19 protein-coding genes are annotated in these 25,990 nt (G+C 70.3%); 10 read left to right on the top strand and 9 right to left on the bottom strand.

Features of this window, described 5'->3' with window-relative positions:
* Window positions 1-31: 31 nt before the first annotated feature.
* The 3 genes from ACE1OC_RS37735 to ACE1OC_RS37725 form a co-directional block, all read right to left on the bottom strand.
* A complete protein-coding gene (locus ACE1OC_RS37735; protein ID WP_407840810.1) occupies window positions 32-862 on the bottom strand; it encodes a carbohydrate ABC transporter permease in 831 nt (276 codons plus the stop codon).
* Complete coding sequence (locus tag ACE1OC_RS37730) at window positions 859-1,755, bottom strand: carbohydrate ABC transporter permease (RefSeq protein WP_407841806.1); 897 nt, start codon at window positions 1,753-1,755, stop codon at window positions 859-861. Before ACE1OC_RS37730 ends, ACE1OC_RS37735 begins: the two co-directional genes overlap by 4 nt.
* An 85-nt stretch (window positions 1,756-1,840) precedes the next feature.
* Window positions 1,841-3,139, bottom strand: coding sequence for an extracellular solute-binding protein (locus tag ACE1OC_RS37725; RefSeq protein WP_407840809.1), 1,299 nt, complete (start codon window positions 3,137-3,139; stop codon window positions 1,841-1,843).
* Window positions 3,140-3,373: 234 nt separating this feature from the next.
* Between ACE1OC_RS37725 and ACE1OC_RS37720 the strand changes: the two genes are divergently transcribed.
* The 6 genes from ACE1OC_RS37720 to ACE1OC_RS37695 all read left to right on the top strand — a co-directional run bounded on the left by ACE1OC_RS37720 (window position 3,374) and on the right by ACE1OC_RS37695 (window position 11,632).
* Window positions 3,374-4,393 carry a LacI family DNA-binding transcriptional regulator gene (locus ACE1OC_RS37720; RefSeq protein ID WP_407840808.1) on the top strand — a complete coding sequence of 340 codons (1,020 nt, stop codon included), beginning with the start codon at window positions 3,374-3,376 and terminating at the stop codon, window positions 4,391-4,393.
* 9 nt (window positions 4,394-4,402) lie between these two features.
* Window positions 4,403-6,622, top strand: coding sequence for a beta-glucosidase (locus ACE1OC_RS37715; protein ID WP_407840807.1), 2,220 nt, complete (start codon window positions 4,403-4,405; stop codon window positions 6,620-6,622).
* A complete protein-coding gene (locus ACE1OC_RS37710; protein WP_407840806.1) occupies window positions 6,619-8,064 on the top strand; it encodes a glycoside hydrolase family 43 protein in 1,446 nt (481 codons plus the stop codon). Before ACE1OC_RS37715 ends, ACE1OC_RS37710 begins: the two co-directional genes overlap by 4 nt.
* A 97-nt stretch (window positions 8,065-8,161) precedes the next feature.
* Window positions 8,162-9,133, top strand: coding sequence for a glycoside hydrolase family 6 protein (locus ACE1OC_RS37705; protein WP_407840805.1), 972 nt, complete (start codon window positions 8,162-8,164; stop codon window positions 9,131-9,133).
* A 391-nt stretch (window positions 9,134-9,524) separates the two neighbouring features.
* Window positions 9,525-10,964, top strand: coding sequence for an endo-1,4-beta-xylanase (locus ACE1OC_RS37700; protein WP_407840804.1), 1,440 nt, complete (start codon window positions 9,525-9,527; stop codon window positions 10,962-10,964).
* Between the two features lie 188 nt (window positions 10,965-11,152).
* Complete coding sequence (locus ACE1OC_RS37695) at window positions 11,153-11,632, top strand: alpha/beta hydrolase family esterase (protein WP_407840803.1); 480 nt, start codon at window positions 11,153-11,155, stop codon at window positions 11,630-11,632.
* Window positions 11,633-11,699: 67 nt separating this feature from the next.
* Here the strand turns inward: ACE1OC_RS37695 and ACE1OC_RS37690 are convergent, their stop codons facing one another.
* Window positions 11,700-14,171 carry a glycoside hydrolase family 9 protein gene (locus ACE1OC_RS37690; protein WP_407840802.1) on the bottom strand — a complete coding sequence of 824 codons (2,472 nt, stop codon included), beginning with the start codon at window positions 14,169-14,171 and terminating at the stop codon, window positions 11,700-11,702.
* Between the two features lie 309 nt (window positions 14,172-14,480).
* Entirely contained in the window at window positions 14,481-15,218 is a 738-nt protein-coding gene (gene araD / locus ACE1OC_RS37685) for an L-ribulose-5-phosphate 4-epimerase AraD (RefSeq protein ID WP_407840801.1), read from the bottom strand.
* Window positions 15,219-15,589: 371 nt separating this feature from the next.
* On the opposite strand from araD, the gene ACE1OC_RS37680 reads away from it, so the two are divergent.
* Window positions 15,590-16,612 (top strand): LacI family DNA-binding transcriptional regulator, encoded by a 1,023-nt coding sequence (locus ACE1OC_RS37680; protein WP_407841805.1) that lies wholly within the window; start codon window positions 15,590-15,592, stop codon window positions 16,610-16,612.
* A gap of 104 nt (window positions 16,613-16,716) precedes the next feature.
* Here the strand turns inward: ACE1OC_RS37680 and yjfF are convergent, their stop codons facing one another.
* The 4 genes from yjfF to ACE1OC_RS37660 form a co-directional block, all read right to left on the bottom strand.
* Complete coding sequence (yjfF, locus tag ACE1OC_RS37675; protein ID WP_407840800.1) at window positions 16,717-17,739, bottom strand: galactofuranose ABC transporter, permease protein YjfF; 1,023 nt, start codon at window positions 17,737-17,739, stop codon at window positions 16,717-16,719.
* Window positions 17,736-18,836: an ABC transporter permease gene (locus ACE1OC_RS37670; RefSeq protein WP_407840799.1), complete on the bottom strand. Its 1,101-nt coding sequence runs from the start codon at window positions 18,834-18,836 to the stop codon at window positions 17,736-17,738. The genes yjfF and ACE1OC_RS37670 overlap by 4 nt, the downstream gene beginning before the upstream one ends.
* Window positions 18,833-20,392 carry a sugar ABC transporter ATP-binding protein gene (locus tag ACE1OC_RS37665; protein ID WP_407840798.1) on the bottom strand — a complete coding sequence of 520 codons (1,560 nt, stop codon included), beginning with the start codon at window positions 20,390-20,392 and terminating at the stop codon, window positions 18,833-18,835. The genes ACE1OC_RS37670 and ACE1OC_RS37665 overlap by 4 nt, the downstream gene beginning before the upstream one ends.
* 88 nt (window positions 20,393-20,480) lie before the next feature.
* Window positions 20,481-21,479 carry an ABC transporter substrate-binding protein gene (locus tag ACE1OC_RS37660; RefSeq protein ID WP_407840797.1) on the bottom strand — a complete coding sequence of 333 codons (999 nt, stop codon included), beginning with the start codon at window positions 21,477-21,479 and terminating at the stop codon, window positions 20,481-20,483.
* 436 nt (window positions 21,480-21,915) lie between these two features.
* Here ACE1OC_RS37660 and araB point away from each other — a divergent pair, with 436 nt between their 5' ends.
* The 3 genes from araB (at window position 21,916) to ACE1OC_RS37645 (ending at window position 25,970) form a co-directional block, all read left to right on the top strand.
* Window positions 21,916-23,613, top strand: a complete 1,698-nt coding sequence (gene araB, locus ACE1OC_RS37655) for a ribulokinase (protein WP_407840796.1) — start codon at window positions 21,916-21,918, stop codon at window positions 23,611-23,613.
* Between the two features lie 83 nt (window positions 23,614-23,696).
* The gene (araA, locus tag ACE1OC_RS37650) at window positions 23,697-25,208 is read left to right on the top strand and encodes an L-arabinose isomerase (RefSeq protein WP_407840795.1); all 1,512 of its coding nucleotides are present in this window, start codon (window positions 23,697-23,699) and stop codon (window positions 25,206-25,208) included.
* 48 nt (window positions 25,209-25,256) lie between these two features.
* Window positions 25,257-25,970, top strand: coding sequence for an alpha/beta fold hydrolase (locus tag ACE1OC_RS37645; RefSeq protein ID WP_407840793.1), 714 nt, complete (start codon window positions 25,257-25,259; stop codon window positions 25,968-25,970).
* Window positions 25,971-25,990: the final 20 nt, after the last annotated feature.

Raw genomic sequence — 25,990 nt, 5'->3', positions numbered from 1 at the left:
CTCCTCGGGGATGGAGGTCGTGCGGCAGGAGTCAGCCCTTGGTGGCGCCCGCGGTGAGGCCGCCGATCAACTGCCGCTCGGCGACGGCGTAGAAGGCGAGGGCGGGGACCATGGCGAGGACGATGTAGGCGAGGACGAGCGCGTAGTCGGTCGCGTACTGGCCCTGGAACTGCTGGACGCCGACCGGGACCGTCTGCCACTTCGGGTCGTTGAACACCAGCAGCGGCAGGAAGAAGTTGTTCCAGCTCGCGACGATCGCCAGCACCGAAACCGTGCCGAGAGCCGGCCGCGCCATCGGCAGCAGGATCTTCCAGAAGAAGCGGAACTTGCCGCAGCCGTCCACGATGGCCGCCTCCTCGACCTCCGCCGGGATGGTCCTGAAGAAGCCGCGCAGAATGATGATCGTCATGGGGAGCCCGAAGGCCGCCTGCGGGAGGATCACTCCGAGCGGGTTGTCGAGCAGGTCGAAGTTTCGCAGGAGCAGGAACAGCGGCAGGACGGCCACCGCGAACGGGAACATCAGCCCGATCGTGAACAGCGCGTAGAACAGCTCCCTGCCCCGGAAGGCATAGCGGGCCAGCACGAACGCCGCCATCGCCGAGACCGCCACCGTGCAGCACGTCGTACCGATCGCGATGCCCGCGCTGTTGGCGATCTGCCGCCAGAACGTTCCATCGCCGAGGATGCCCGTGTAGTTGCCGGCCTTCCAGTGTTCGGGCAGCCCGAACGGGTTGGTCGTCAGCTCGCCGGTGCTCTTGAATCCGGAGATCACCGCGTAGATCAGCGGAACGACGACGAACGCACCGATCAGCCAGACCACCGCGTGCAGCGACAGGCCGCGTACCGTCCTGCGGGCGTTCATCGGCCACCTCCCGAGGTGACGGCCCCGCTCAGGTCACGGCGGAGCACGTAGCGCTGGTAGAAGAGGGAGAAGACCAGGCTGATCATGAACAGCACCACGCTGATCGCACTGGCGTAGCCGACCTGGTAGCGCTTGAACCCGTACTGGAACACCGAGATCGCCATCGTCTCGGAGGAGTGGTTGGGCCCGCCCGCGGTCATGACCCAGACGAGGTCGAAGAGCTGGATGGCCCCGATGATCGACAGGAAGGCGCTGATCCGGATCGTCGGACCGAGCAGCGGCAGCGCCACGTGCCGGAAGCGCCGCCAAGCGCCGGCGCCGTCGATGGAGGCGGCTTCGAGGATCTCGCCCGGGATGCTTTGCAGCCCGGCGAGGAAAAGCATCATGTGGAATCCGAAGTACTTCCAGGTCATAACCACGAACAGGGTCGGCATGACCGTCGAGGGATCGGCGAGCCACTTCCCCCGCAGCCCCTCCAGGCCGAGCGCGCCGGCGAGATGGTCGGCCATGCCCGCACCGGGCAGGAAGATCATCGTGAAGAGGACCGCCGTCACCACCTCGGACAGGATGTACGGCGCGAAGAACAGCATCCGGTAGACGGCCCGGCCGCGCAGCCTCTGGTTGAGCAGGACCGCCGTGAACAACGCGAACGGCAGCTGCACCGTGATCGACAGGACGACCAGGTACAGACCGCGCCCCAGACCGCCGAGGAAGACCTGATCGGCGAACAGCTTGGTGTAGTTCTCGAAGCCGACGAATTCGTCCACGGGGCCGGTCCCGCCCCACTTGAAGAAGCCGGTGTAGACGGCGACCGCGATCGGAGCGAGGACGAAGACGAGGAAGAGGACCAGGGCCGGGACGAGGAACCAGGCGACCGACGCCCAGCTGCGCAACCCGCGCAGGAGCGACCGCTCCGGGGCGGGCGGGCGCACCGGCAGGGTGTCGTGCGTCCGCTCCTTGGTCAGGGTGGACACGGAGCTAGGCACCCTTCGCAGCCTCGGTGATCGACTTGGTGACCTGCTCGGGCGTCTTCCGGCCCGCTATGAGGTCGGCCACGCTGTCGTTGACCTCCTGTCCGACCGCCGGCGGGTAGGCCTGGTCGAGGTAGAGCTGGAAGCCCGTCGCCCTGACCAGGCTGTCGGCCACCGCCTTCCTGTTGGCGTCGGCGAGCTGGCTCTCCGCGCCCTTGACCACCGGTAGATAGCCGTTGGAGGCCAGCAGCTTGGACTCGTTTTCCAGAACGAGGAACTTCAGGAACTCCAGGGCCTCCTTCGGGGCGCCCTTGCGCAGGGCGAAGCCGCCGCCACCCCCCAACACCTCGGTGGCCCGGCCGACTCCGCCGTCGACCGTCGGGAAGGGGAAGAAGCCCAGGTCCGCCCCGAGGTCGGCGCCCGCGTCCTTCTGTACCGACGGTGCCCACTGGCCCATCAGCTCCATGGCGGCCTGGCCGTTGCCCATGGTCGCGGCCTGGCCGCCGGGGGTCGAGTAGCCGGCGCCGAGGAAGCCCGTCTGGAACGGCTGGAGGTCGACCAGTTCCTTGAGGTGGGTGCCCGCCCGGACGAATCCTGCGCCGGTGAAGTCCTTGGTGGTGGCGGCCTGCTGCAGCGCGGGGAGGCCTGCGACGCGCATCGCGAGGTGGGCCCAGTAGAAGTGGCCGGGCCACTTCTCCTTGCCCGCGAGGGCGATCGGGGTGACGCCCGCGGCCTTGAGCTTCTCGACGTCTTCGAGGAACTCGGCCCAGGTGGCCGGTGGCGCGGTGATCCCGGCCTGGGCGAAGAGCTTCTTGTTGTACCAGAAGCCGACCATGCCTATGTCGTACGGCACCCCGTAGGTCCGGCCCTCGAACTGATAGGGCTGCAGCGAGACCGGGGTGAGGTCGGAGGACCAGCCGAGCACGTCGGTGAGGTCCTCGACCAGCCCCGCGTCGACCTGCTGGCGCAGCACGCCGCCGCCCCAGGTCTGGAAGACGTCGGGGAGTTTGCCCGATGAACTGGTGGCCGTCAGCTTGGACTTGAACGCCTCGTTCTCCAACGAGGTCGTCTTGATCGTGATGTTCGGGTGAGCGGCCGTGAACGCCGAGGAGATCTGCGGGAAGAGGGACTTGCCCGGTTCCGTCGTGGCGATGTTCCACCACGCGAAGGTCACCTTGCCGTCGGCCGCCGACCCCGAGCCCGAGCCGGAGTCCCCGTCACCGCAGGCTGCGGTCAGCGAGACGGACAGAGCGGTCAGGCCTGTGAGCGCCAGGAAGCTTCTTCGACTCGGGGGTGTGCTGGCCATGGGACCTCCGGGGTGGGGAATGCCGGGTTCGAGTTCGAAAATGTTTCGTAACATCCTTGAATTCAGTGCTGCACAAACTAGAAACGCGAGGCGCCCCGGTCAAGCCTTCTCACCGAATTGCCGTGAGCAGCAGCTCACTTGGAGCTTGACAACCTGGTCAAGCCAACCGGAAACTCTTCGAAAGTTTGCGATATCTATCGCCCCGGCCCCAAGCGTCCACGCAGAGGAGAGAAGTTGAGCGAGCAGCGTCCGACCCTGGCCGTCATCGCCGCGGAGGCAGGGGTCTCCCAGGCCACCGTGTCCAAGGTGATCAACGGGCGCTCCGACGTCGCGCCCTCGACACGCGAACGGATCGAGAGCCTGCTGCGCTCTCACAACTACCTCCACCCCGGCAAGCAGGGCCGGGCCCGCAGGTCGGGGCTGGTCGACTTGATCATCGGCGGCCTGGACAGCGCGTGGGCGGTGGAGATCCTGCGCGGCGTCGAGGCCGAGTGCGCCCAGCGGAGCGTCGGCACCGTCGTCTCCCTCGTCCCGCCGGGCGAGGCCACGCCGTCGAGCTGGGCCGCACTGCCGGTCCTGCACCACAGCGACGGCGTCATCCTCGTGACCGCCTCGGTCACCCAGGCCCAGCGCGCCCAGGTCGAACAGGCCGGGGTGGCGCTGGTCGTCATCGACCCGATCGACCTGCCGGGCAACGGCGTGCCGAGCGTCGGAGCGACCAACTGGGCGGGCGGCCTCGCCGCCACCGAGCACCTGCTGGAGCTGGGACACCGACGGATCGCCACGATCGGCGGGCGCAAGGAGATGCTCTGCAGCCAGGCCCGCATCGACGGGTACCGGGCCGCCCTGGAGCGGGCCGGGATCGAGGTCGACCGCGACCTGATCCGGTTCGGCGACTTCCAGCACGAGGGCGGATTCCGGCGCGCCCGGGAACTGCTCGCCCTCCCCGAGCCGCCGACCGCCGTCTTCGCCGGCAGCGACCAGCAGGCGATGGGCGTCTACGAAGCCGCCCGGCAGGGCGGGTTGAACATCCCGCAGGACCTCAGCGTGGTCGGCTTCGACGACCTGCCGATGTGCGAATGGCTGTCACCGCCGCTGACGACGGTGCGTCAACCGCTGGAGGAGATGGGCCGGGTCGCCGCCCGCACCCTTTTCCAGCTCCTGGACGGCCAACCCCTGGTCAGCCCCCGGATGGAGCTCTCCACCGAGCTCAAGATCCGGCTCTCCACCGCCCCGCCCCGCCCCCGTCCCTAGGAGAATTCCTTGACCGAGCCCTGGCGTGACCCCCTGCTGCCCGTGTCCGCGCGAGTCGCCGATCTGCTGAAACGGATGACGCTGGAGGAGAAGGCGGGTCAGCTCACCGGATTCTGGGCGCTGCCCTCCGATCCGGGAACACCGGTCGCGCCGATGGAGGACGATTCGGGCGAGTCCGCGCCAGGCCTCGACGACATCGTCGCGCACGGGCTCGGCCAGCTCACCCGGGTGTACGGCACCGCGCCGATCTCGGCGGAAGCCGGAATGGAACGGCTCGCCTCGCTCCAGCAACAGGTGACCGGATCCGGCCGGTTCGGTATCCCGGCGGTCGCCCACGAGGAATGCCTGACCGGGTTCATGACGTTCGGGGCGACGGTCTTCCCCGGGCCGCTGGCCTGGGGCGCCTCCTTCGACCCCGGGCTCGTGCGGCAGATGGCCGCCGCCATCGGCGCGGGGATGCGGCGGGTCGGCGTCCACCAAGGGCTGGCGCCGGTGCTCGACGTGGTCCGCGACTACCGGTGGGGCAGAACCGAAGAGTGCATCGGCGAGGACCCCTATCTCGTCGGGGCGATCGGCACCGCCTACGTGCAGGGTCTGGAAGGCGCCGGGATCGTGGCCACGCTCAAGCACTTCGCCGGGTACTCGGCCTCGCGCGGCGGCCGGAACATGGCCCCCGTCTCCTCGGGGCCGCGCGAGTTCGCCGACGTACTGGTCGAGCCCTTCGTACGGGCCCTGCGCGAGGGAGGCGCCCGGTCGGTGATGAACAGCTACACCGACGTGGACGGAGTCCCGGTGGCCGCCGACGAACGGCTGCTGACCGAGCTGCTCAGGGGCGACCTCGGTTTCGGCGGTGTGGTCGTCGCCGACTACTACGCCATCTCCTTCCTGGAGACCCGGCACGGCGTCACCGGATCGCGCGGCGCGGCCGGTGCGCTGGCGCTCACCGCCGGAATCGACGTGGAGCTGCCCACGGCCCGCTGCTACGGCGAGCCGCTGACCGAACTGGTCCGATCGGGAAACCTGTCCGAGGAGCTCGTCGACCGGGCCGCGGAACGGGTCCTGCTCCAGAAGGCCGAGCTCGGCCTGCTCGACCCCGACTGGCAGCCCCTCACCCCCGAGCCGGTCGACCTCGACCCACCGGCAAACCGGGCTCTGGCCAGGCTCCTGGCCGAACGCTCCACCGTGCTCCTCGCCAACGACGGCATCCTGCCGCTGCAGCCGTGCCGGGTGGCGATCAGCGGCCCGTACGCCCACGACCCCCAGTCCTTCCTCGGCTGCTACTCCTTCCCCAACCACGTCGCGCTGCCCGGCGACCTCGGGGTGGCGATCCCGACCCTCGGCGAAGCGCTGGCCGCTGCCGGGTTCACCGTCACCGCGGACGATCCGGACGTGAACGTGCTGATGCTCGGGGACCGGGCCGGCATGTTCGGCCGGGGCACTTCCGGTGAGGGCTGCGACGCCGAGACCCTGGACCTGCCCGGCGACCAGGCCGCACTCGCCTCCGCCGTCCTCGACTCCGGGGTGCCGACCGTCCTGGTCCTCGTCTCCGGACGGCCCTACGCGCTCGGCTCCCTGGCGGAGCGGGCCTCGGCCGTGGTGCAGGCGTTCTTCCCCGGAGAAGAGGGCGGGACGGCGCTGGCCCGGATCATCCGCGGAGCCGCGGAACCGACCGGGAGGCTGCCCGTCTCCATCCCCCGCCGGGTCGGCGGCCAGCCCGGCACCTACCTGCACGCCAAGCTCGGCGGGCACACCGACTGGAGCTCGGTGGACCCGACCCCGCTGTTCCCCTTCGGGCACGGGCTGAGCTGGACCAGCTTCGCCTACTCGGAGCTCTCCGTGGATCCCGTCACGACCACGAACGGCGCCGTCGCCGTGTCGGTCACCGTCCGCAACGTCGGCGAGGTCGCCGGGACCGAGGTGGTCCAGCTGTACCTCTCGGACCCGGTCGCGTCCGTCGTCCGGCCCCGGCGATGGCTCGCCGGATTCGGCACGGTGGAACTACCGCCGGGCGGGGCCGCCCGGATCACCTTCTCCGTCCATGCCGACCGGACCTCCTTCACCGGGCTCGACCTGCGCAGAAGAGTGGAGCCCGGGGAGATCGGCGTGGCCGTCGGCCGCTCCAGCGGAGATCTTCCGCTCCAAGGCTCCTTCACCCTGGAAGGCCCCGTACGTCATCCGGCAGCCGACCGGGTGCTGTCCGTGCCGGTCGAGATCGTCCCGGTTCCATGACCGCGATGTTCGGTGATCCCGTGCTGCCCGGGTTCCGGCCCGACCCGTCCGTCTGCCGCGTGGGAGCGGACTACTACCTGGTGACGTCCAGCTTCGAATGGTTCCCGGGCCTTCCCGTGTTCCACAGCCGCGACCTCGTGAACTGGCGGCGCCTCGGTTCCGCGCTCGACCGGCCCTCTCAGCTCGACCTCGACGGATGCGAGCCCTCACGCGGCCTGTTCGCACCGACGATCCGGCACCACGACGGGGTCTTCCATCTCGTCTGCACGCTGATGGACGGCCCCGGCCACTTCGTCGTCACGGCGACCGATCCGGCGGGGCCGTGGTCGCAGCCGCACTGGCTGGACGGCGAGGGCTTCGATCCGTCGCTGTTCTTCGACGAAGACGGCCGGGCCTGGTTCACCGCCGCACGCGTCGTGGACGAAGCCGCGGGCTTCACCGAGATCTGGATGCGCGAATACCTCCCCGGAGAACGGCGGCTGACGGGACCCGAGCACGTCCTGTGGTCGGGCAGCCGCCCGGGCGCCCGGTGGTCGGAGGCCCCGCACCTCTACAAGATCGACGGAACCTATCTGCTGCTCACCGCCGAGGGCGGCACCGATGTGGACCACAGCGTGGTCGCCGCCCGGGCCGGCCACGTGACCGGCCCCTACGAGGGCGCACCCGACAACCCGGTGCTCCCGCCGTCCACGGGCCCGGTCACCTGCACCGGCCACGCCGACCTCGTCCAAACCCCCAACGGCGACTGGCGAGCCGTCCTCCTGGGCGTCCGCCCGGGCTCCGCTCTCGGCCGCGAGACCTTCCTCGCCTGGATCGCCTGGGACGACGGCTGGCCGGTCTTCTCCCCCGTCGTCCACACCGACCTCCGCCGCCCCCTCCACGACGCCTTCACCGACCCCTCCCCCGACTGGAGCGCGCTGCGCACCCCACGCGCGCCGTTCTGGACCACGGGCGACGACGGTCTCCACCTCAGCCTCCGCCCGGAACGCCTGGGCGAGCGCACCACCCCGTCCCTCCTGGCCCGCCCGCAACTGCACCCCGACTGCGACGTCTCCACCGAACTGCACTTCGCCCCCGACGCGCCGGACGAACAGGCGGGCCTCGCCGTGGTCCTCGACGACGACACCCACCTCCTCTTCCTCCGCACCACCGAAGGACTGGGCCTCTTCCACGGCCCGAAGGTCCTGGCCCGCACCTCCGTCCGTCCGGGCCCCGTGCGCCTGGGGGTCCGTATCCGCGGCTTCGGCCACACCTTCGCCCACGCGGCAACCGACGGCGCCTGGCAGGACCTGGCCACCCTCGAAGCCACCTTCCTCACCCCGCTGTTCACCAGCGTCCAGCTCGGCCTCTACGCCACCTCCAACGGCCGCCCCTCCACCGCCCGAGCCCGCTTCGCGTGGTTCGACATCACGTACCCGGGGCCGGCGGAGCGGGGGCGATGACACGCACCAGGTGGGCTCGCCGATGAACGCGAGTCCGCCGTGACCCACATCAAATCCGCAAGCCCTTCATTCCCCCACCCGCACCGGAGGAAAAGCCATGCTCACGTCCGTCCGAGCCGCATCCGCCCTGCTGGCCGGTGTCCTCGCCGCCGGTCTCGCCGTGATCGACGCCGGCCCGGCACACGCCGCCGACCCGACCACCATGACCAGCGGCTTCTACACCGACCCCGACAACTCCGCCCTGCGGTGGGCCCGTGTGAACCCCGGCGACGGGCGGGCGGCGGCGATCCGGACGTCCATCGCCGACACCCCGGCCGCCCGCTGGTTCGGCAACTGGAGCGGCGACATCGGCACGGCCACCGGCGCCTACGCCGGCCGCGCGGATTCCTACGACAAGCTACCGATCCTCGTCGCGTACAACATCCCCGATCGGGACATCTGCGCCGGTCACTCCGGCGGCGGCGCCGGGAGCCGCGCCGCGTACGACACCTGGATCGCCGCCTTCGCCAGTGGCATCGGCAGCCGCCCCGCCGTCGTCGTCCTCGAACCCGACGCGCTCGGTCACGAGAGCTGCATGACGGCCGGCCAGATCGCCGAGCGCAACGCCATGCTGAAGAACGCCATTGCCCAGTTCAAGGCCAAGGCACCCCACACCTGGGTCTACCTCGACGCCGGGAACCCCGGCTGGATCGACGCCCCGACCATGGCGCGGCAGCTCGCCGCCGCCGGTGTCAGCGGGGCACACGGCTTCGCACTGAACGTCTCCAACTACGTCACCACCGACCAGAACACCTCCTACGGCAACGCGGTCAACTCCGCCCTGGCCTCCTACGGCTACACCAAGCCGTTCGTCATCGACACCAGCCGCAACGGCAACGGTTCCGACGGCCAGTGGTGCAACCCCGCCGGCCGCCGGATCGGAACTCCCAGCCGGCGTGGCGGCGGTGCCGAAATGCTGCTGTGGATCAAGGTCCCCGGCGAGTCCGACGGCAACTGCGGCGTCGGGGCCGGCTCCTCGGCCGGACAGTTCCTGCCGGAGGTCGCCTACAAGATGATCTACGGCTACTGACCCCGCGCCGACCTTTGACCAGCCTGCCATTCCCGGAGATACGAGCTGGAATGAATATTCGTTTATGGCGGGATCTCCCCTCGGGTCCGCCGTCCGCTCCTCATCGAAATACTTTCGATGAGGAGCACGCCATGGAAAACGGATATCAGGCCTATCCGGAAGGCCGGATTCTCGAAATCCATTCGAAACTCTTGACATGTTTCGGCGGGGTTTCCAGACTGGGGCCCGAGACGGTGTCGTCCGTCCGTCCGTCCGGGTGCCGGGTGCCGGCCTTGGATCCCTACGCCCTGTTGGTGACCGTCCCTTTATCAAGGGGCGTGGGCGTCGCTCACGCGGATTCATTCTGCCGCGCTCCCCCTCCTTCCTTGATTTCTCTCCTGGAGGCTCATTCATGCGCTCACATGCCATTTCCCCGCCCACCGTCCGCCGGAAGATCGGCGGCCTGTGGACAGCCCTGGTCGTCGGCGTCCTCGGTTCGGCCGCAGTACTGGTGGCGCCGACCTCGCACGCCGCCGAGGGCACGCTCGGCGGCGCGGCGGCGCAGAGCGGCCGCTACTTCGGCACGGCCATCGCCTCGGGCAGGCTGGGCGACTCGGCGTACACCACGATCGCGGGCCGCGAGTTCAACTCGGTGACGCCCGAGAACGAGATGAAGATCGACGCCACCGAACCCCAGCAGGGCCAGTTCAACTTCGCCGCCGGTGACCGCGTCTACAACTGGGCGGTGCAGAACGGCAAACAGGTCCGCGGCCACACCCTGGCCTGGCACTCCCAGCAGCCCGGCTGGATGCAGAGCCTGAGCGGCAGCACGCTGCGCCAGGCGATGAACAACCACATCAACGGCGTGATGGCCCACTACAAGGGCAAGATCGTCCAGTGGGACGTCGTGAACGAGGCCTTCGCCGACGGCAGTTCGGGAGCCCGGCGCGACTCCAACCTGCAGCGCAGCGGCAACGACTGGATCGAGGTCGCCTTCCGTACCGCGCGCGCCGCCGACCCGGCCGCCAAGCTCTGCTACAACGACTACAACGTCGAGAACTGGACCTGGGCCAAAACCCAGGCCATGTACGCCATGGTCCGGGACTTCAAGCAGCGCGGCGTGCCGATCGACTGCGTCGGCTTCCAGTCGCACTTCAACAGCGACAGCCCCTACAACAGCAACTTCCGCACCACCCTGCAGAGCTTCGCCGCCCTCGGCGTCGATGTGGCCGTGACCGAACTCGACATCCAGGGCGCCTCGGCCACGACCTACGCCAACGTGACCAACGACTGCCTGGCCGTTGCACGCTGCCTCGGCATCACCGTCTGGGGCGTGCGCGACACCGACTCCTGGCGATCGGAGCAGTCACCGCTGCTGTTCGACGGCAACGGCAGCAAGAAGACCGCCTACACCTCCGTGCTCAACGCACTCAACGCCGGTTCCTCCACCCCCACTCCGACCCCCACGCCCGGTGCGGGACAGATCAAGGGCGTCGGCTCGGGCCGCTGCCTGGACGTGCCCGGTGCCGGCACCACCGACGGCACCCAGCTCAACCTGTGGGACTGCAACAACCGCACCAACCAGCAGTGGTCGTACACCGCCGCGGGCGAGCTCAGGGTCTACGGCAACAAGTGCCTGGACGCGGGCGGCACCGGCAACGGAACCAAGGTCCAGATCTACGGCTGCTGGGGAGGCGACAACCAGAAGTGGCGCCTCAACTCCGACGGATCCATCGTCGGAGTCCAGTCCGGCCTCTGCCTCGACGCCGCCGCCAACGGCACCGCCAACGGCACCCTGATCCAGCTCTACGCCTGCTCGAACGGCAGCAACCAACGCTGGACCCGCACCTGATGGCCTGCCACGGCGGCCTTACATCGCTGGTGCAAGCTGCCGTCCGGTGGCGGATGCGGCAGCGCTCCGACTCTGGTGAGCGGTACGCACACGATTCAGAGCGGCGGCAAGGGCCGCAGCTTCATCCTCAGGGACTCGGCAACGGATGGGCCGATTCGGGCGGTGAGGACATCGCCTTCGTCGACGACATGATCCGGCGAATGGAGGGCGGCCTCTGCGTCAACACGACGCAGCGATTCGCCACGGGATTCAACTGGGACGGCGGTATGAGCTACGCACTCGCGTGCACCCGGGCGAATGTCTTCAGGGCCGTCGCGGTCATCTCCGACGGCGAGATCAGCGGGTGCAGCAGCGGCGCCCAGCCCACCGCCCATTTCGGAATCCACGGCGTCGGCGATTCCGTCCCCACCCTCGCGCAAGGACGGTCCCTGCGCGGCAGGTTCGTCAGCAACAACGGCTGTACTCCCCAGGGCCCGCGCGAGCCCGCACCGGGCAGCCGGACGCACATCACGACCACCTACTCGGGCTGCCGTGCCGGGTACCCGGTCCAATGGGCCGCGTTCGACGGAGGCCACCTGCCCGGTCCGGTCGACGGCTCCCCCGACGAGAGCGGCGTCAGGACCTGGACCAAGGGAGAGATCTGGCGGTTCTTCGCACGGTTCCAGTGACGCACCCGCACCACGGAGACGGAGTGGAGCCGGGATGATGACCCCGGCTCCACTCCGTCGTCGTCCGTCAGGAGCAGAGTGCACCGTTGAGCGTGTAGCGCGTCGGGATCGCGTTGGTGCCCGAGTACGTCGCCTGGAAGCCGAAGCTCACGCTGCCGCCGGGGGCCAGCGTGCCGTTCCACCCCGCGTCCCGGGCGGTGACCGTGCTGCCCGACTGGCTCACCGTGGCGTTCCAGGCGTTGCTGATCCGCTGATCACCTGCGAAGCTCCAGCCGAGGGTCCACCCGGAGATCGCCGAGGCTCCGGTGTTGCTCACGGTCGCCGTCGCCGTGAAGCCGTTGCCCCAGGCGTTGTCGATCCGGTACGCGACGGTGCAGGAGGCCGACGGCGCGTCGTCGTCCGCCTCCGCCGCCGTGAACGTCGCCGGCTGCACGCCGGGGCCACCGACCGTGAAGGTCGCGCTGCCCGATGACGCGTCGGCATCCTGCGCGGCAGCTATCGAAACCTGCTGCGCCGTAGCCCAGTTGGCCGGCGTGAAGACTAGTGTCGCGGCCGCCGACAGGTCCTGGTCGCCGGCACTCCGGGCCACCGTCACCGTGACGCTCTGCGCGGGCGCCGCCGAGAGCCGCACGCCCACCGGTACCGAACCGCCCTCCGGGACCGTCACGGTGGCCGGTGCCACCTGGACCACGGGCGCCGCGGGGGCGCCGCGCCGCTCGGCCGCGAAGGCCGCCAGCCAGGCCAGCGAGGCGTTCCAGTTGATGGCCACCTCGTTGGTGGAGTACGACCCGATGTCGTCCACGTAGCACGCGGCCGGTGCGCAGCCGGCGAGCTTCTCCTTGGCCACCGGATCCTCCAGCCCCGCGTTCGGCCCGCCCGCGAAGGAACCGGCCGGCGGGTGCGGCAGCGAGGCGTCGTTCTGGTGGGCCCAGAACCGGTGGTGCTGGTTTTCGGCGGAGCGGTCGCCGTAGCCGGTGACGTAGGAGAGGTCGAGCGCGTTGCGGCCGAGCAGGTAGTCCAGGGACTCCACCGCTCCGGCCCGGTAGCGTTGTTGGCCGGTGAGCTCGTATGCGACGGCCAGCACCATCGCGTTGTTGGTGACGGCGCTGTTGGAGCCCCACACATACCCGGTGGCGGGCAGCGGCACCGCGTAGCCCTGTCCGGCCATGGTGGTCAGGTGACCGTCGGCGGCCGCGGTCAGCAGGCCGCGCAGCCGGGCGATGTCGTCGGCGGGCAGGGACACTCCGGGGACGGTGGCGAGGGTGATCCGGCCGAGCGTCGCCGTGCCGCCCCACCAGAACGAGTCGGCGGGCTTGGCGTGGTGCGGAGAGGAGGTGACGGCGTCCCGGTACTGCGACTCGCCCGTGGTGGCCAGGAGTTCCGCCGCCGCCCAGTAGAACTCGTCGGAGACGTCGGCGTCCTCGTACGCCCCACCGCCGGTGTTGTCGGTCGCCGGCGCCAGCACGCTCGGGTTGGCCTTGGCAGCCGTCCATGCGCGGCGGGACGCGTCCAGGCAGCGCGCGGCGAACGCGGCGTCGTAGGACGCGTATACCCGGGCACACTGCGCGGCGGAGGCCGCCAGGTTCAGCGTCGCCGCGGTCGACGGCTTGTGCAGCTCACGCTGTTCGGCATCGAGTTCGGGCTTGGTCGGCAGGGCGGTCCACTTGGCGTCGTGCATCTTGTGGAAGGCCATCCCGGCCGACGGTTTCCCGGCGGGGACCTGCATCCGCAGCAGGAACTCCAGCTCCCAGCGCGCCTCGTCCAGTACGTCCGGTGTCCCGTTTCCGCGCTCCGGCACCTTCAGCGTCGCGTCGCCGAGCGCCGCGTCGCCACCCGAACGGCGGGCCCGCTCGAAGGAGTTGACCATCTCCCAGACGGAGATGCCGCCGTTGACCACGTACTTGCCCTGGTCGCCCGCGTCGTACCAGCCGCCGCGCACGTCCAGCTGGTAGTCACACACCCCGGCCTGGCAGGGCACGCTGGTGTCGCCCCTGTTCGGGGCGACGCCCAGGTGCCCGGCAGGGCGGGCGTAGGCGCTGCCGCCGGCCAGGGCGGCGTCGATCGCGATGCCGCTGCGCTGCTGGTAGAAGAACGACATGCTGTCGGCGCGCAGTCCGTCGTACAGCGATGCGGAGATGTCGAAGGGGTGGCTGCTCTGGCCGCCCACGACCAGGGCGTAGCCGGCACCGGTGCCGGTGTACGCACCGAAGTCCACCAGGTGGGTGGACTGCCCGGACGCCTGGTCGGCGCCGCGCACCGTGGTGGTGCCCGAGGCGGCCACCGCGCCGGAAGCGTCGCGCAGTTGCCAGGCGAGCGGGGTGGTCGCGGAGCCGACCACGGTGGCCCGCTTGGGGCCGTCGGGCAGATACCCGAGCTGGTTGACCCGTACGGGCGTGTCGGCAGCGAGGGTCACGGGGGCGGCAGCCGCGACCGGAACGGTGAGGGCTGCGGCGGAGAGGCCGCCGGCGGCCAGTGCGAGGCCGGCGAGCACGGCGGCCGCGCGACGCGGCACGCCGCGGGCTGAGGTGACAGGAGGCACGGGTGGAGCCTTCCTCGATGAATGGGGGGTTGGAGTGGGAGCGCTCCCATTGAAGCCAGCCGCCGGACGACGCGTCAAGGCACTTACACCGACGAGGAGTTCACCGACCCTCGCCCCACTCACGCCCCCCTCAATCGAGAACAGCCCCACCGCCACCTCGGCTTGGACGGGTTTGCACCGGTCGGCCAGGCGGCCGGCTCTCGGCACTCACCCCCCCCCCCCCCCCCCCCCCCCCCCCCCCCCCCCCCCCCACCCGCCGCGGCGCCGACGCAGGGCGATCCGGGCCGCGCCGCGTGCGGGTGCGGCGCCTCAAGGGCCCGGGGCGTGAGGGGTGTTGCCGTAATAGGCGTCCGGGCCGTGCTTGCGGGTGAAGTGCCGCTCCAGCAGATGCCTCGGCGGTTCGGAGGCCTCCCCGAGGCGCGACCCGAGCGCCAGCGTGTGCAGCGCCATCTCCGCCACGGCCTCGCAGACGACGGCGTTCTCCAGCGCGGCCTTCGCGGTGGCGCCCCAGGTGAAGGGGCCGTGTCGTGAGACGAGCGCTCCGGGGACCTCCTCCGCCCGGCGGGGGTCGCCGTCGAGCCGGGCAACGATCACCTGTCCGGTGTTGTACTCGTAGTCCTTCGCACACTGCTCCGCGGTGAGGTCCGCCGTCACGGGGACGGGGCCGTTGAAGGTGTCGGCGTGCGTCGTGCCCAGCACGGGGATCGGGCGGCGCGCCTGGGCGAAGGCGACGGCGTGCGCCGAGTGCGTATGGGTGACGCCGCCGATGGAGGGGAACGCCCGGTAGAGGCACCGATGGGTTTCGGTGTCGGTGGAAGGCCTGAGGTGCCCCTCGACCACGCGGCCGTCCTCCAGCGCCACCACGACCAGGTCCTCCTCGGTGAGATCGGCGTACGAGACCCCGGACGGCTTGATGACGAACACACCGGCCTCTCGGTCCACTCCGCTGACGTTTCCCCAGGTGAGGGTGGCCAGACCGGCTTCCGGGATGCGCAGGTTGGCCGCGAGGACCTCGCGACGGAGGTCCTTGAGGGGGGTCTCGCTCACTACGCTCTCACCGTCTCTCCGACATGCGCGCGGCGGTTTCCCGGGACCGGAGTCCGGCGGGCCCCGCAATCGCGCATGAGTGGGCTGGACCGATCGGGGGCGCACCAGGCATCGCGGTTGTGCAGCCGCAGCCACCCTGTCAGATTGTGAACGCTAACAACCATAGATCTCAAGATGTACGAGAAGATTCCCGCCCACAACATGCGGGTACCGCTGCATAATGTGAACGCCAACATCGATACTCGTCGGCCATCTCCCGAACGGTCCGGGACGTGTGCCGGCCGCGGCTGGCTCGGTACCTTGCGAAGGGCCGCTCGACGAGGAGAGGAAGAGCGTTGACCCAGCTACCGGACGTCTCGCGAGCGCCCACGATGACGGACGTCGCCCGCGTCGCCGGCGTGTCCCACCAGACCGTTTCACGGGTGCTCAGCGACCATCCGAACGTCAGCGCCAAGACCCGAGCCGTCGTGACACAGGTCATCGAGCAGCTGGGGTACCGCCGCAACTCGGCAGCCCGGGCTCTGGCCACCCGCCGGACCCACACGCTCGGCGTCATCGCGGTGAACACCACGCTGCACGGGCCCGCCAGCACCGTGGCGGGGGTTCAAGAAGCGGCTCGGGACCGCGGCTATCTGACGTCCGCCGTCACACTCCGGACCGCCACGCGGACGGCCCTCGCCGAAGCCATGCAGCACCTCGCCGGGTGGGGCGTGGAGGGGATCGTCGCCGTCACTCCCCAACGCGACGCGGTGAGGGCCCTGGCGGCATTGGAAGCACCGTGCCCGGTGGTCACCGTGGAAGGCGGCCACACCCTGGACCTGCCGGGGGTGTCGCTGGACCAGAACCTCGGCGCCCGCATGATCACGGAACACCTTCTCGCGTCGGGACACGCCACCGTCTGGCACGTCGCGGGCCCTCCCGACTGGCTCGAGAGCGAGGCCCGCACGCAGGGATGGGAGGACGCGCTGCGAGAGGCCGGCGCCGAAGTGCCGCCCCTGCTGCGCGGCGACTGGAGTCCGCTGTCGGGATACCAGGCCGGCCAGCAGCTCGCGGGGCGGGTCCTGGCGTCACGAGGGCGGGGAGCGGGCCTCACCGCGGTGTTCGTCGCCAACGACCAGATGGCCCTCGGCGTGCTACGGGCCCTGCGGGAGGCCGGGCTGCGCACGCCCGAGGACGTGGCGGTCGCCGGCTTCGACGACATCCCCGAGGCGGAGTTCTTCCCGCCCCCGCTGACGACGATCCGTCAGGACTTCGCCTCGATCGGCCGCGCCAGCATCGGGCTGCTCCTGGACCACATCGAAGGCCGGACCGACGAGTCGACGCACCTGGTCGTGGCGCCCGAACTCATCGTGCGCGCGAGTACGGCCCGCAGGATCTCCCCCCTCGGGGAATGACCCCGCCGGGGAACGTCGGCGGGCCCGCGCGTGTGGACCTCCGCGCGGGCCCGGCCGGGGAAGCCGAACCGCCGCCACTCCCCCGTTCCTTCAGGAGCCGGGAGTCAGTCGGCGGCGGGGCGGCGTCCGCTCATCAGGCGTTGCAGCACGATGAACACGAGCAGCAGGGCGCCGATGACGATCCGGGTCCACCAGGAGCTGAGCGTGCCCTGGAAGTTGACGACCGTCTGGATCGTGCCGAGGACCAGCACGCCGAGGGCGGTGCCCAGGACGAAGCCGGAACCTCCGGTCAGCAACGTGCCGCCGATCACCGTGGCGGCGATCGCGTCGAGTTCCATGCCCATGGCGTGGAGGGCGTAGCCGGAGAGCATGTAGAAGGTCAGCAGCAGGCCGCCGAGTGCGGAGCACAGGCCGCTGACGGCGTACACGGCGATCTTCGTGGAGCTCACCGGAAGGCCCATCAGACGTGCGGAGGCCTCGTTGCCGCCCAGCGCGTACACGTTGCGGCCGAAGCGCGTGTGGTGCAGTACGACGAAGGCGATCACCAGCACGGCCAGGGCGATGACCACCGGGATCGAGACGAACAGTCCCGCCGGGCCGTACAGCCGGGTCTGTGCGATGCCTGCGGTGGTGGGGTCGCTGATCGTGAGGGATTCGGTGCTGATCGTGTAGCAGAGCCCGCGGGCGAGGAACATGCCGGCCAGGGTGACGATGAACGGCTGGATCTCGAAGGTGTGGATGATCCAGCCCATGAGCGTCCCGCTCGCGGCGCCGACCAGCAGGACCACGGGGACGACGGTGGCCAGCGGCCAGCCGTGCGACTCGACCAGCCAGGCGGTGAGCATGGTCGACAGGGCCACCATGGAGCCGACGGACAGATCGATGCCGCCGGTGAGGATGACGAAGGTCGCCCCGACCGCGACGACCAGGAGGAACCCGTTGTCGATCAGCAGGTTCAGCACGACTTGCGCGGAGAGGAAGCCCTCGTAGCGCACCGAACCGACGCCGAACATGACGACCAGCAGGGCGGCCGTGACGATCAGCGGGATACGGGTGCGGGTGCGCGGGGACACGGTCGCGAAGGGTCGGGTGAGGTGCGCGGCGGCGCTCGCGATGCCGGTGCTCATGCGCGTACCTCCTGCTGCTGCGGGGCGGCGCCCGCCGATGTGTGGGATCGGGGAGTGGTCGTCCCGCGGCGGCGCAGGACCTTGGCCCGGAAGACCGGGGACTGGACGAGGCAGACGACGATGACGACGAAGGCCTTGAAGACGAGGGTGGTTTCGGGCGGGACGCCCAGGGTGTAGACGGTGGTGGAGAGGGTCTGGATGATCAGGGCGCCCAGGACGGTGCCACCGAGGGAGAAGCGTCCTCCGGTCAGGGCGGTGCCGCCGACGACTACGGCGAGGATCGCGTCCAGTTCGATCCACAGGCCGGCGTTGTTGCCGTCGGCGCTGGAGACGTTGGAACTGATCATCAGCCCGGCGACGGCGGCGCACAGCGCGCTGAAGACGTAGACCAGGGCGAGCAGACCGCCGGCGCGGATGCCGACCAAGCGGCTGGCGGCGGGGTTGCCGCCCACCGACTCGATCAGCATGCCGAGTGCGCTGCGACGGGTGACGAATGCGGTGAGCGCGAAGAGGGCGGCTGCCAGGAGGACGGCGAACGGGAAGGTCAGCCAGTAGCCGCCTCCGATCATCTTGTAGGGGGCGCTGGTCACCGTGACGATCTGGCCGCCGGTGATCAGCTGGGCGACGCCGCGGCCCGCGACCATGAGGATCAGGGTGGCCACGATGGGCTGCACCCCGAGCCCCGACACGAGGAAGCCGTTGGCGAGGCCCAGCACGAGGGCGACGCCGAGGGCGAGGGCGACGGCCGTGAGCATGGTGGCGACGCCGCCGGGTCGTGCGGCGGTGGAGATGTACCCACAGGCGAGGGCGCCGGCGATGGCGACGGTGGAACCCACCGAGAGGTCGATGCCCCGCGTGGCGATGACGAGGGTCATGCCGAGCGCCACCAGGGTGAGGGGCGCGCCGAACTGGAGGATGTCGACGAGGCTGCCGTAGAGGTGTCCGTCGCGCACGCGGACGGAGAGGAAGTCGTGGTGGAACGCGAGGTTGCCGAGGAGCAGGGCGAGGAGGATGAGCGTCGGCCACAGCAGGCGGTGGCCGGCCAGCCGTCTCCCGATTCCGCCGACCGCCCCGGACGTGGCGGGCTGGAGGGTCATGAGTCCGTTCCGGTGGCGATGGTGGTGAGTATGCGTTCGGGCGTGACGGTGTCGTCGTTCCTGAGGGCGGCCACCATGCGGTGGTCGCGGAGCACGGCGATGTGGTGGCTCAGGCGCAGGACCTCTTCGAGTTCCGCCGAGATGAACAGCACGGCGGTGCCTTCGCCCGCCAGGCGGGCCACGAGTTTCTGGATCTCCGCCTTGGCCCCGATGTCGATGCCCCGGGTGGGTTCGTCGAGGATCAGGAGCCGCGGTTCGGTCAGCAGCCACCGCGCGAGGAGGACCTTCTGCTGGTTGCCTCCGCTGAGGTTGCGTACCTGCGCTTCGGGGTCGGCGGGGCGGATGTCCAGGGCTTCGATCCAGTGCCGTGCCAGTTCGTCCTGTTTCTGACGGGCCAGCGGCCTGGTCCAGCCGCGGGCGGCCTGCAGAGCGAGGACGATGTTCTCGCGGACCGTGAGCTCGCCCACCAGTCCCTCGGACTTGCGGTTCTCGGAGCAGAAGGCGATGCCCCGGGCGATGGCGTGGCGGGGGCTGCGCAGGAGCACCTTCTCGCCCTCGATGCTCACTTCGCCGCCGTCCGCGCTGTCAGCGCCGAACAGGAGGCGCGCCGCCTCGGTACGGCCCGAGCCCAGGAGGCCGGCCAGTCCGATGACCTCTCCGGCATGGATGTCGAGGTCGTACGGTTCGATCGAGCCCGTGCGGGACAGTTGGCGGGCCCGGAGGAACGGCTCGCCGGTCTCCCGTCCGGCCGCTTCCTCGTGGGCACGTTCGGACAGCTGGTCGAGGGTGGCCAGTTCTCCGCCGATCATGCGCTGGACCAGCGTCACCGGAGTGAGTTCACCGATGGGGTACTCGCCTTCCAGGCTGCCGTTGCGCAGGATGGTGACGCGGTCGCAGAGTTCGAATACCTGGTCGAGGAAGTGCGTGACGAACAGGATGGCCGCACCGCGGTCCCGCAGGCGCCGCACCAGGGTGAAGAGCTGGGCGACCTCCTCGCGGTCCAGGCTGGAGGTGGGTTCGTCCAGCACGAGCACCTTCGCCGACACGTCCACCGCCCGGACGATGGCGACCAGTTGCTGCACCGCCAGGGAGTGCGAGCCGAGCAGACCGGTGACGTCGAGGTCGAGGTCCAGTTCCGTCAGGAGCTCTGCCGCCCGTTGCCGCATCGCGGACCAGTGGATGAGACCGAAGCGGCGCGGTTCGCGCCCGATGAGGATGTTCTCGGCGACCGAGATGTTCGGGCACAGGTTGACCTCCTGGTAGACGGTGCTGATTCCGGCCTGCTGCGCCTGGAGGGGGTCTGCGAAGGTGTGGGGCCGGCCGTCGACGAGGATGGTGCCGCCTTCGACGGGGTGGACACCGGTGAGCACCTTGATCAGCGTGGACTTCCCGGCGCCGTTCTCGCCCATCAGGGCGTGCACCTCACCGGGGAAGAGCCGCAGGGCGACTCCGTCGAGGGCGAGCACGCCCGGGAACTGCTTGCGGATGTCCAGGGCTTCCAGGACCGGCCGCGGGACCGCGCCGTGTGGGGGCCGCGGGGTGGACGGGGGTGTCATCCGCCCTCCTCTCGTGGGTGGGTGGTGGAGCGGGCTCCGGGCGGTGGAGGGGGCCGATCCGCCTCCCCCGGAGCCGGCACGCGCGGTCTCAGTAGCTCCGGGACGGCAGCGCCGCCGCGGCCTTGTCCTGCGGGAAGACGCCCTCCACGGTCTCGACACGAGTCGGCACGCTCTCCCCGGCCGCGACCTTCTTGGTCAGCTCCATCAGCTGGTCGCCGAGCATCGGGTTGCACTCCACCACGACGTTGATCTTGCCCTCGGTCATCGCGACGAAGGCGTCCTTGATCCCGTCCACCGAGATCACCTTGATGTCCGTCCCGGGCTTCTTGCCGGACTCCTCGATGGCCTGGATGGCGCCGAGGGCCATGTCGTCGTTGTGGGCGTAGAGGACGTCGATGTCCTTCTGGGACTTCAGGAACGCCTGCATGACCTCCTTGCCCTTGGCGCGGGTGAAGTCGCCCGTCTGCGAGGCGACGATCTTGAACTTGCCGTCGGCGCGGATCGCGTCGGCGAAGCCGGCCTTGCGGTCGTTGGCGGGTGCGGAACCCGTGGTGCCCTGGAGCTCGACGATGTTGACCGGGCCCTGCTCGTTCGCGTACGCGCCGGTCAGCCACTCGCCCGCGGACTTGCCCTCCTTGACGAAGTCGGAGCCCAGGAAGGTCTTGTAGAGGGAGGTGTCCTTGGTGTCCACGGCGCGGTCGGTGAGGATGACCGGGATGCCCGCGTCCTTGGCCTCCTTCAGCACCGTGTCCCAGCCGGACTCCACGACCGGAGAGAAGGCGATGACGTCGACCTTCTGCTGGATGAAGGTGCGGATCGCCTTGATCTGGTTCTCCTGCTTCTGCTGCCCGTCGGAGAACTTGAGGGTGATCCCGGCCTTCTTCGCCGCCTCCTGCACGGACTTGGTGTTGGCGGTGCGCCAACCGCTCTCGGCGCCGACCTGGGCGAAGCCGAGGGTGATCGCGTCTCCGGAGCCTCCCTTGGCCGCCGAGGAGGTACCGGGGGCGGGGCTCTCGGTCGAGCAGGCGGTCAGCGCCGAGGAGACGAGAAGGGCGGTGGTGAGGACGAGAGCTGCTCTGCGGGCCATGTCGAGTGTCCTTTCGAGGTGCAACGGAAGAGGCGCCGCACGGCCGGGGCCGGGCTGTGCCCAAGAGGAGTCCCAGGGGTGCCGCGCCGCCGCGCCGGCCGGGGAGGCCGGGGAGGCCGGCGTCGGGGGCCGGGCGGGTCGGGGCGGGGTCGGCAGGAGAGGGGTCCCTCGGGAGAGGGCGCCGTCGCATTGTGAGCGTTAACAAGCTGCGTTCTCAACCCTCTTGCGCGCGTTACCTGTCCGTTACCGCCGCTGTGCCACCGGAGCTCGCGCGCAACCCGCACAACCCCTTGCCTCTCAAATTGTTAGCGCTCACACTACGGAGGGATCACCCGCCCGACTGCCAGGATCGCGGGGCGGCACATCCGCCTGCCGGGCTGCCCGCCGCTCCGCCCGCCGCTCCGCCCGCCGCCCCACGGCTCCTTCGAAAGGCACTATGTTGACGTCACCCCGTCTCCTCGCGCCCACCCCGTACTCCGAGGAATCGGAGCAGTACACGGTCGGCGTCGACTTCGGCACACTGTCTGGCCGCGCCGTGGTGGTGCGGGTGCGCGACGGTCAGGAACTGGCCGCGGCGGTCCACGCCTACCCGCACGGCGTCATCGACCGGCACCTGCCGGACGGCGGTGCGCACCTGCCTCCGGACTGGGCCCTGCAACACCCCCAGGACTGGCGGGACGTACTGCGTCACGCGGTCCCGGAGGCCGTGGCGGCGGCCGGGGTCGATCCGGCCGCGGTGATCGGCATCGCCACCGACTTCACCGCGTGCACCGTCCTGCCCACGCTGGCCGACGGAACCCCCCTCGCCGAGACGGAGCTCGCCGGACGGCCGCACGCGTGGCCCAAGCTGTGGAAGCACCACGCGGCCCAATCGCACGCCGACCGCATCAACGAACTCGCGCACGCCCGCGGGGAGAAGTGGATCGCCCGCTACGGCGGCCGGATCTCCTCCGAGTGGCAGTTCGCGAAGGCCCTCCAGGTCCTGGAGGAGGATCCGCTCGTCTACGAAGCCTGCGCGCGGTGGATCGAGGCCGCCGACTGGATCGTGTGGCAGCTCACCGGGTCCGAGTCCCGCAACGCCTGCACGGCCGGGTACAAGGGGATCCACCAGGACGGCGCCTACCCGAACGAGGAGTACCTGGCCGCGCTGAACCCCCGGTTCGCCGACTTCGCACGCACCCGCCTCGAATTCCCCCTCTCGGCGCTGGGCTCACGCGTGGGCTCGCTCGGCACCGAGGCGGCGGCTTGGACAGGGCTGCGCCCCGGCATCGCCGTGGCCGCGGGCAACGTGGACGCCCACGTCACCGCAGCGGCGGCCCGGGCCGTCGAGGACGGCTCGCTCCTCGCCATCATGGGGACGTCCACCTGCCACGTCGTCAACGCGCCCGTCCTCGCGGACGTCCCCGGCATCTGCGGCGTCGTCAACGGCGGGATCGTCGAGGGAGCCTACGGCTACGAGGCCGGACAGAGCGCGGTCGGCGACATCTTCGCCTGGGTACTGGACCAAGGCGTCCCGTCGGACTACCTCGCCGAGGCCACCGAACGCGGCGAGGACCTGCACGCCCTGCTGACCCGCAAAGCCGCACTACAGCCGGTCGGCGGCCACGGACTGGTCGCCCTCGACTGGCTGAACGGCAACCGTTCGGTCCTCGTCGACCACCACCTCTCCGGAGTCCTCGTGGGGCTCACCCTCGCGACCCGCCCCGAGGACGTCTACCGCGCGCTGCTCGAAGCCACCGCGTTCGGCACCCGCGTCATCGTGGAGACCCTGGAGGCGGGCGGCGTGCCCGTGCACGAGTTCATCGTCGCCGGCGGACTGGCCAAGAACGAACTGCTGATGCAGATCTACTCCGACGTGCTGCGCCGCCCCGTCTCCCTCGCCGCGTCCGATCAGGGCCCCGCCCTCGGGTCGGCCATCCACGCCGCCGTGGCCGCGGGCGCGCACCCCGACGTACGAGCGGCCACCGCCGCCATGGGCCGCCGACGGCCCTCCGTCTACACGCCCGACGTCTCCCGAGCCGACGCCTACGACGCCCTCTTCGCCGAGTACCGGCTCCTGCACGACCACTTCGCCGCCGGCGGCCTGCTGCACCGCCTGAGGAACATCCGCGACACGGCCCACACCGCGGGCTGACCCCGCCCCGTCATCCCTTCCCTCTTCCTCCATCCGCCCGCCGCACTCACCACCGCTGCGGAACGTCACCTACAGGAGTCCATGTGCCCAGCCAAGCCTCCCCCGCCCAGGAGATCTGGTTCCTCACCGGCAGCCAAGGCCTGTACGGAGAGGAGACGTTGAAGCAGGTCGCCGACCAGTCGCGGCAGATCGCCACTGCACTGGCCGACACCGCCGGCATTCCCGCGCGCGTGGTGTGGAAGCCGGTACTGACCGACGCCGGCGCCATCCGCCGGGTGTGCCTCGACGCCAACGCCGAGGACCGGTGCATCGGGCTCATCGCCTGGATGCACACCTTCTCGCCGGCCAAGATGTGGATCGCCGGACTGGACGCGCTGCGCAAGCCGCTGCTGCACCTCCACACCCAGTCGAACGTGGCCCTGCCCTGGGACACCATCGACATGGACTTCATGAACCTCAACCAAGCCGCGCACGGGGACCGCGAGTTCGGGCACATCCAGGCCCGTGTCGGCGTACCCCGCAAGACCGTGGCCGGACACGTCAGCGACCCGGTGACGACCGAACGCATCGCGGTCTGGGCGCGGGCGGCCGCCGCGCGATCCGAACTGGCCACCCTCAAGGTCGCCCGCTTCGGCGACAACATGCGCGACGTGGCCGTCACCGAGGGCGACAAGGTCGAGGCGCAGCTGCGCTTCGGCGTCTCCGTCAACACCTACGGCGTCAACGACCTGGTGGAGGTCGTCGACACCGCGGACGAGGCCGAGGTGACCGCCCTCGTCAAGGAGTACGGGGACCTCTACGACCTGGCGCCCGAACTGCGCCCCGGAGGCGACCGGCACGACTCGCTGCGCTACGCGGCCCGCATCGAAGCCGGCCTGCGCGCCTTCCTGGAAACGGGCGGCTTCGGGGCCTTCACCACCAACTTCGAGGACCTGGGCGGGCTGCGCCAGCTTCCCGGCCTCGCGGTCCAGCGGCTCATGGCCCAGGGGTACGGCTTCGGAGGAGAGGGCGACTGGAAGACCGCCGTCCTGCTGCGCGCCCTCAAGGTGGCCGCCACCGGCCTCCCGGGCGGCACCTCCTTCATGGAGGACTACACCTACGATCTGACACCGGGCAACGAGCTCATCCTCGGCGCGCACATGCTGGAAGTGTGCCCCACCCTCGCGGCCGCCAGGCCCGGCTGCGAGATCCACCCGCTCGGCATCGGCGGGCGGGAGGACCCGGTGCGCCTGGTGTTCGACGCCGCCCCCGGCCCCGCCGTGGTGGTCGGCCTCGCCGACCTCGGCGACCGCTTCCGCCTGATCGCCAACGACGTCGACGTGGTGGCGCCCCCGCACCCGCTGCCCGCCCTGCCCGTGGCCCGCGCGGTCTGGCGGCCCCGCCCCGACCTGCGGACCTCCACCGAATCCTGGCTCACGGCCGGAGGACCGCACCACACCGTCCTCAGCACCGCCCTCACCTCCGACCACCTCGACGACCTGGCGGAGATGCTCCGCCTGGAACTCGCGCTCATCGACGAGAGCACCACTCCGAAGCAGTTCCGGCGCGATCTCCGCTGGAACCAGGCGTACCACCGACTGGCACAGGGACTGTGAACCGGGGCCTCGGTCACGTGCGGTCCGGCCGCGAGCTACGGTGCGGACATGGTGAATTTCGTGCTGGTTGCAGGTGCACGGCTAGGGGCGTGGGCGTGGGATGAAGTGGTGCCGTATCTGCGTGCGGCCGGCCACGGCGTCCATCCGTTGACGCTGTCCGGTCTTGCTGACAAGCGGGGTGTACCGGCGGGGCAAGCGACTCACGTCCAGGACATCGTTGCCGAGGTGGAACGCCGGGGTCTGCGTGACGTGGTCCTGGTGGGTCACAGCTACTCGGGCATCCCGGTCGGTCAGGCCGCGGAGCGGATCGGTGACCGACTGGCCCGCGTGGTATTCGTCGACTCGAGTGTTCCGACCGACGGCGAGTCGTTCGTCTCCGCCTGGCCGGACGGCGGGGCGGCGGTGGAGGCATCGATCGCCGAGAACGGAGGGTTCTGGCCGCTCGCGCCGGCTGCTCACTACGACGGCGAAGGTCTCACCGACGAGCAGATCGCACGCCTCGTGCGTGGCTCGACGCCTCACCCAGGTGCCACGCTGACCGAACCCGCCGTGCTGGCGGGGCCGCTCGGTGAACTTCCGGCGACATACATCCTGTGCGTGATGCCGGGGACCGAGCCCGACGACGCCCAGCCCGACGACGATGTGGCCGAGCTGCTGAACAGCAAGCGCTGGCGGCTGGCCAGGATGGACACCGGTCATTGGCCGATGTTCTCCCAGCCGCGCGAACTGGCGCAGATTCTCCTCGATGCCGCCGTGGAGTGAGAGCACATCCGTGCCTGCGG

It is taken from the genome of Streptomyces stoeckheimensis, assembly GCF_045822005.1.
In the GTDB taxonomy this organism is placed as follows: domain Bacteria; phylum Actinomycetota; class Actinomycetes; order Streptomycetales; family Streptomycetaceae; genus Streptomyces; species Streptomyces stoeckheimensis.
This window is presented reverse-complemented; position numbering and strand designations above follow the sequence as displayed.

What these genes read in the sequence shown, in the direction of transcription:
- ACE1OC_RS37710 (WP_407840806.1), top strand. Translation starts at nt 6,619, where the DNA reads ATGACCGCGATGTTCGGTGATCCCGTGCTGCCCGGGTTCCGGCCCGAC.
- ACE1OC_RS37695 (WP_407840803.1), top strand. Translation starts at nt 11,153, where the DNA reads ATGATCCGGCGAATGGAGGGCGGCCTCTGCGTCAACACGACGCAGCGA.
- ACE1OC_RS37645 (WP_407840793.1), top strand. Translation starts at nt 25,257, where the DNA reads ATGGTGAATTTCGTGCTGGTTGCAGGTGCACGGCTAGGGGCGTGGGCG.
- ACE1OC_RS37725 (WP_407840809.1), bottom strand. Translation starts at nt 3,139, where the DNA reads ATGGCCAGCACACCCCCGAGTCGAAGAAGCTTCCTGGCGCTCACAGGC.
- ACE1OC_RS37670 (WP_407840799.1), bottom strand. Translation starts at nt 18,836, where the DNA reads ATGACCCTCCAGCCCGCCACGTCCGGGGCGGTCGGCGGAATCGGGAGA.
- ACE1OC_RS37700 (WP_407840804.1), top strand. Translation starts at nt 9,525, where the DNA reads ATGCGCTCACATGCCATTTCCCCGCCCACCGTCCGCCGGAAGATCGGC.
- ACE1OC_RS37735 (WP_407840810.1), bottom strand. Translation starts at nt 862, where the DNA reads ATGAACGCCCGCAGGACGGTACGCGGCCTGTCGCTGCACGCGGTGGTC.
- araB (WP_407840796.1), top strand. Translation starts at nt 21,916, where the DNA reads ATGTTGACGTCACCCCGTCTCCTCGCGCCCACCCCGTACTCCGAGGAA.
- ACE1OC_RS37705 (WP_407840805.1), top strand. Translation starts at nt 8,162, where the DNA reads ATGCTCACGTCCGTCCGAGCCGCATCCGCCCTGCTGGCCGGTGTCCTC.
- ACE1OC_RS37660 (WP_407840797.1), bottom strand. Translation starts at nt 21,479, where the DNA reads ATGGCCCGCAGAGCAGCTCTCGTCCTCACCACCGCCCTTCTCGTCTCC.
- yjfF (WP_407840800.1), bottom strand. Translation starts at nt 17,739, where the DNA reads ATGAGCACCGGCATCGCGAGCGCCGCCGCGCACCTCACCCGACCCTTC.
- ACE1OC_RS37665 (WP_407840798.1), bottom strand. Translation starts at nt 20,392, where the DNA reads ATGACACCCCCGTCCACCCCGCGGCCCCCACACGGCGCGGTCCCGCGG.
- ACE1OC_RS37680 (WP_407841805.1), top strand. Translation starts at nt 15,590, where the DNA reads ATGACGGACGTCGCCCGCGTCGCCGGCGTGTCCCACCAGACCGTTTCA.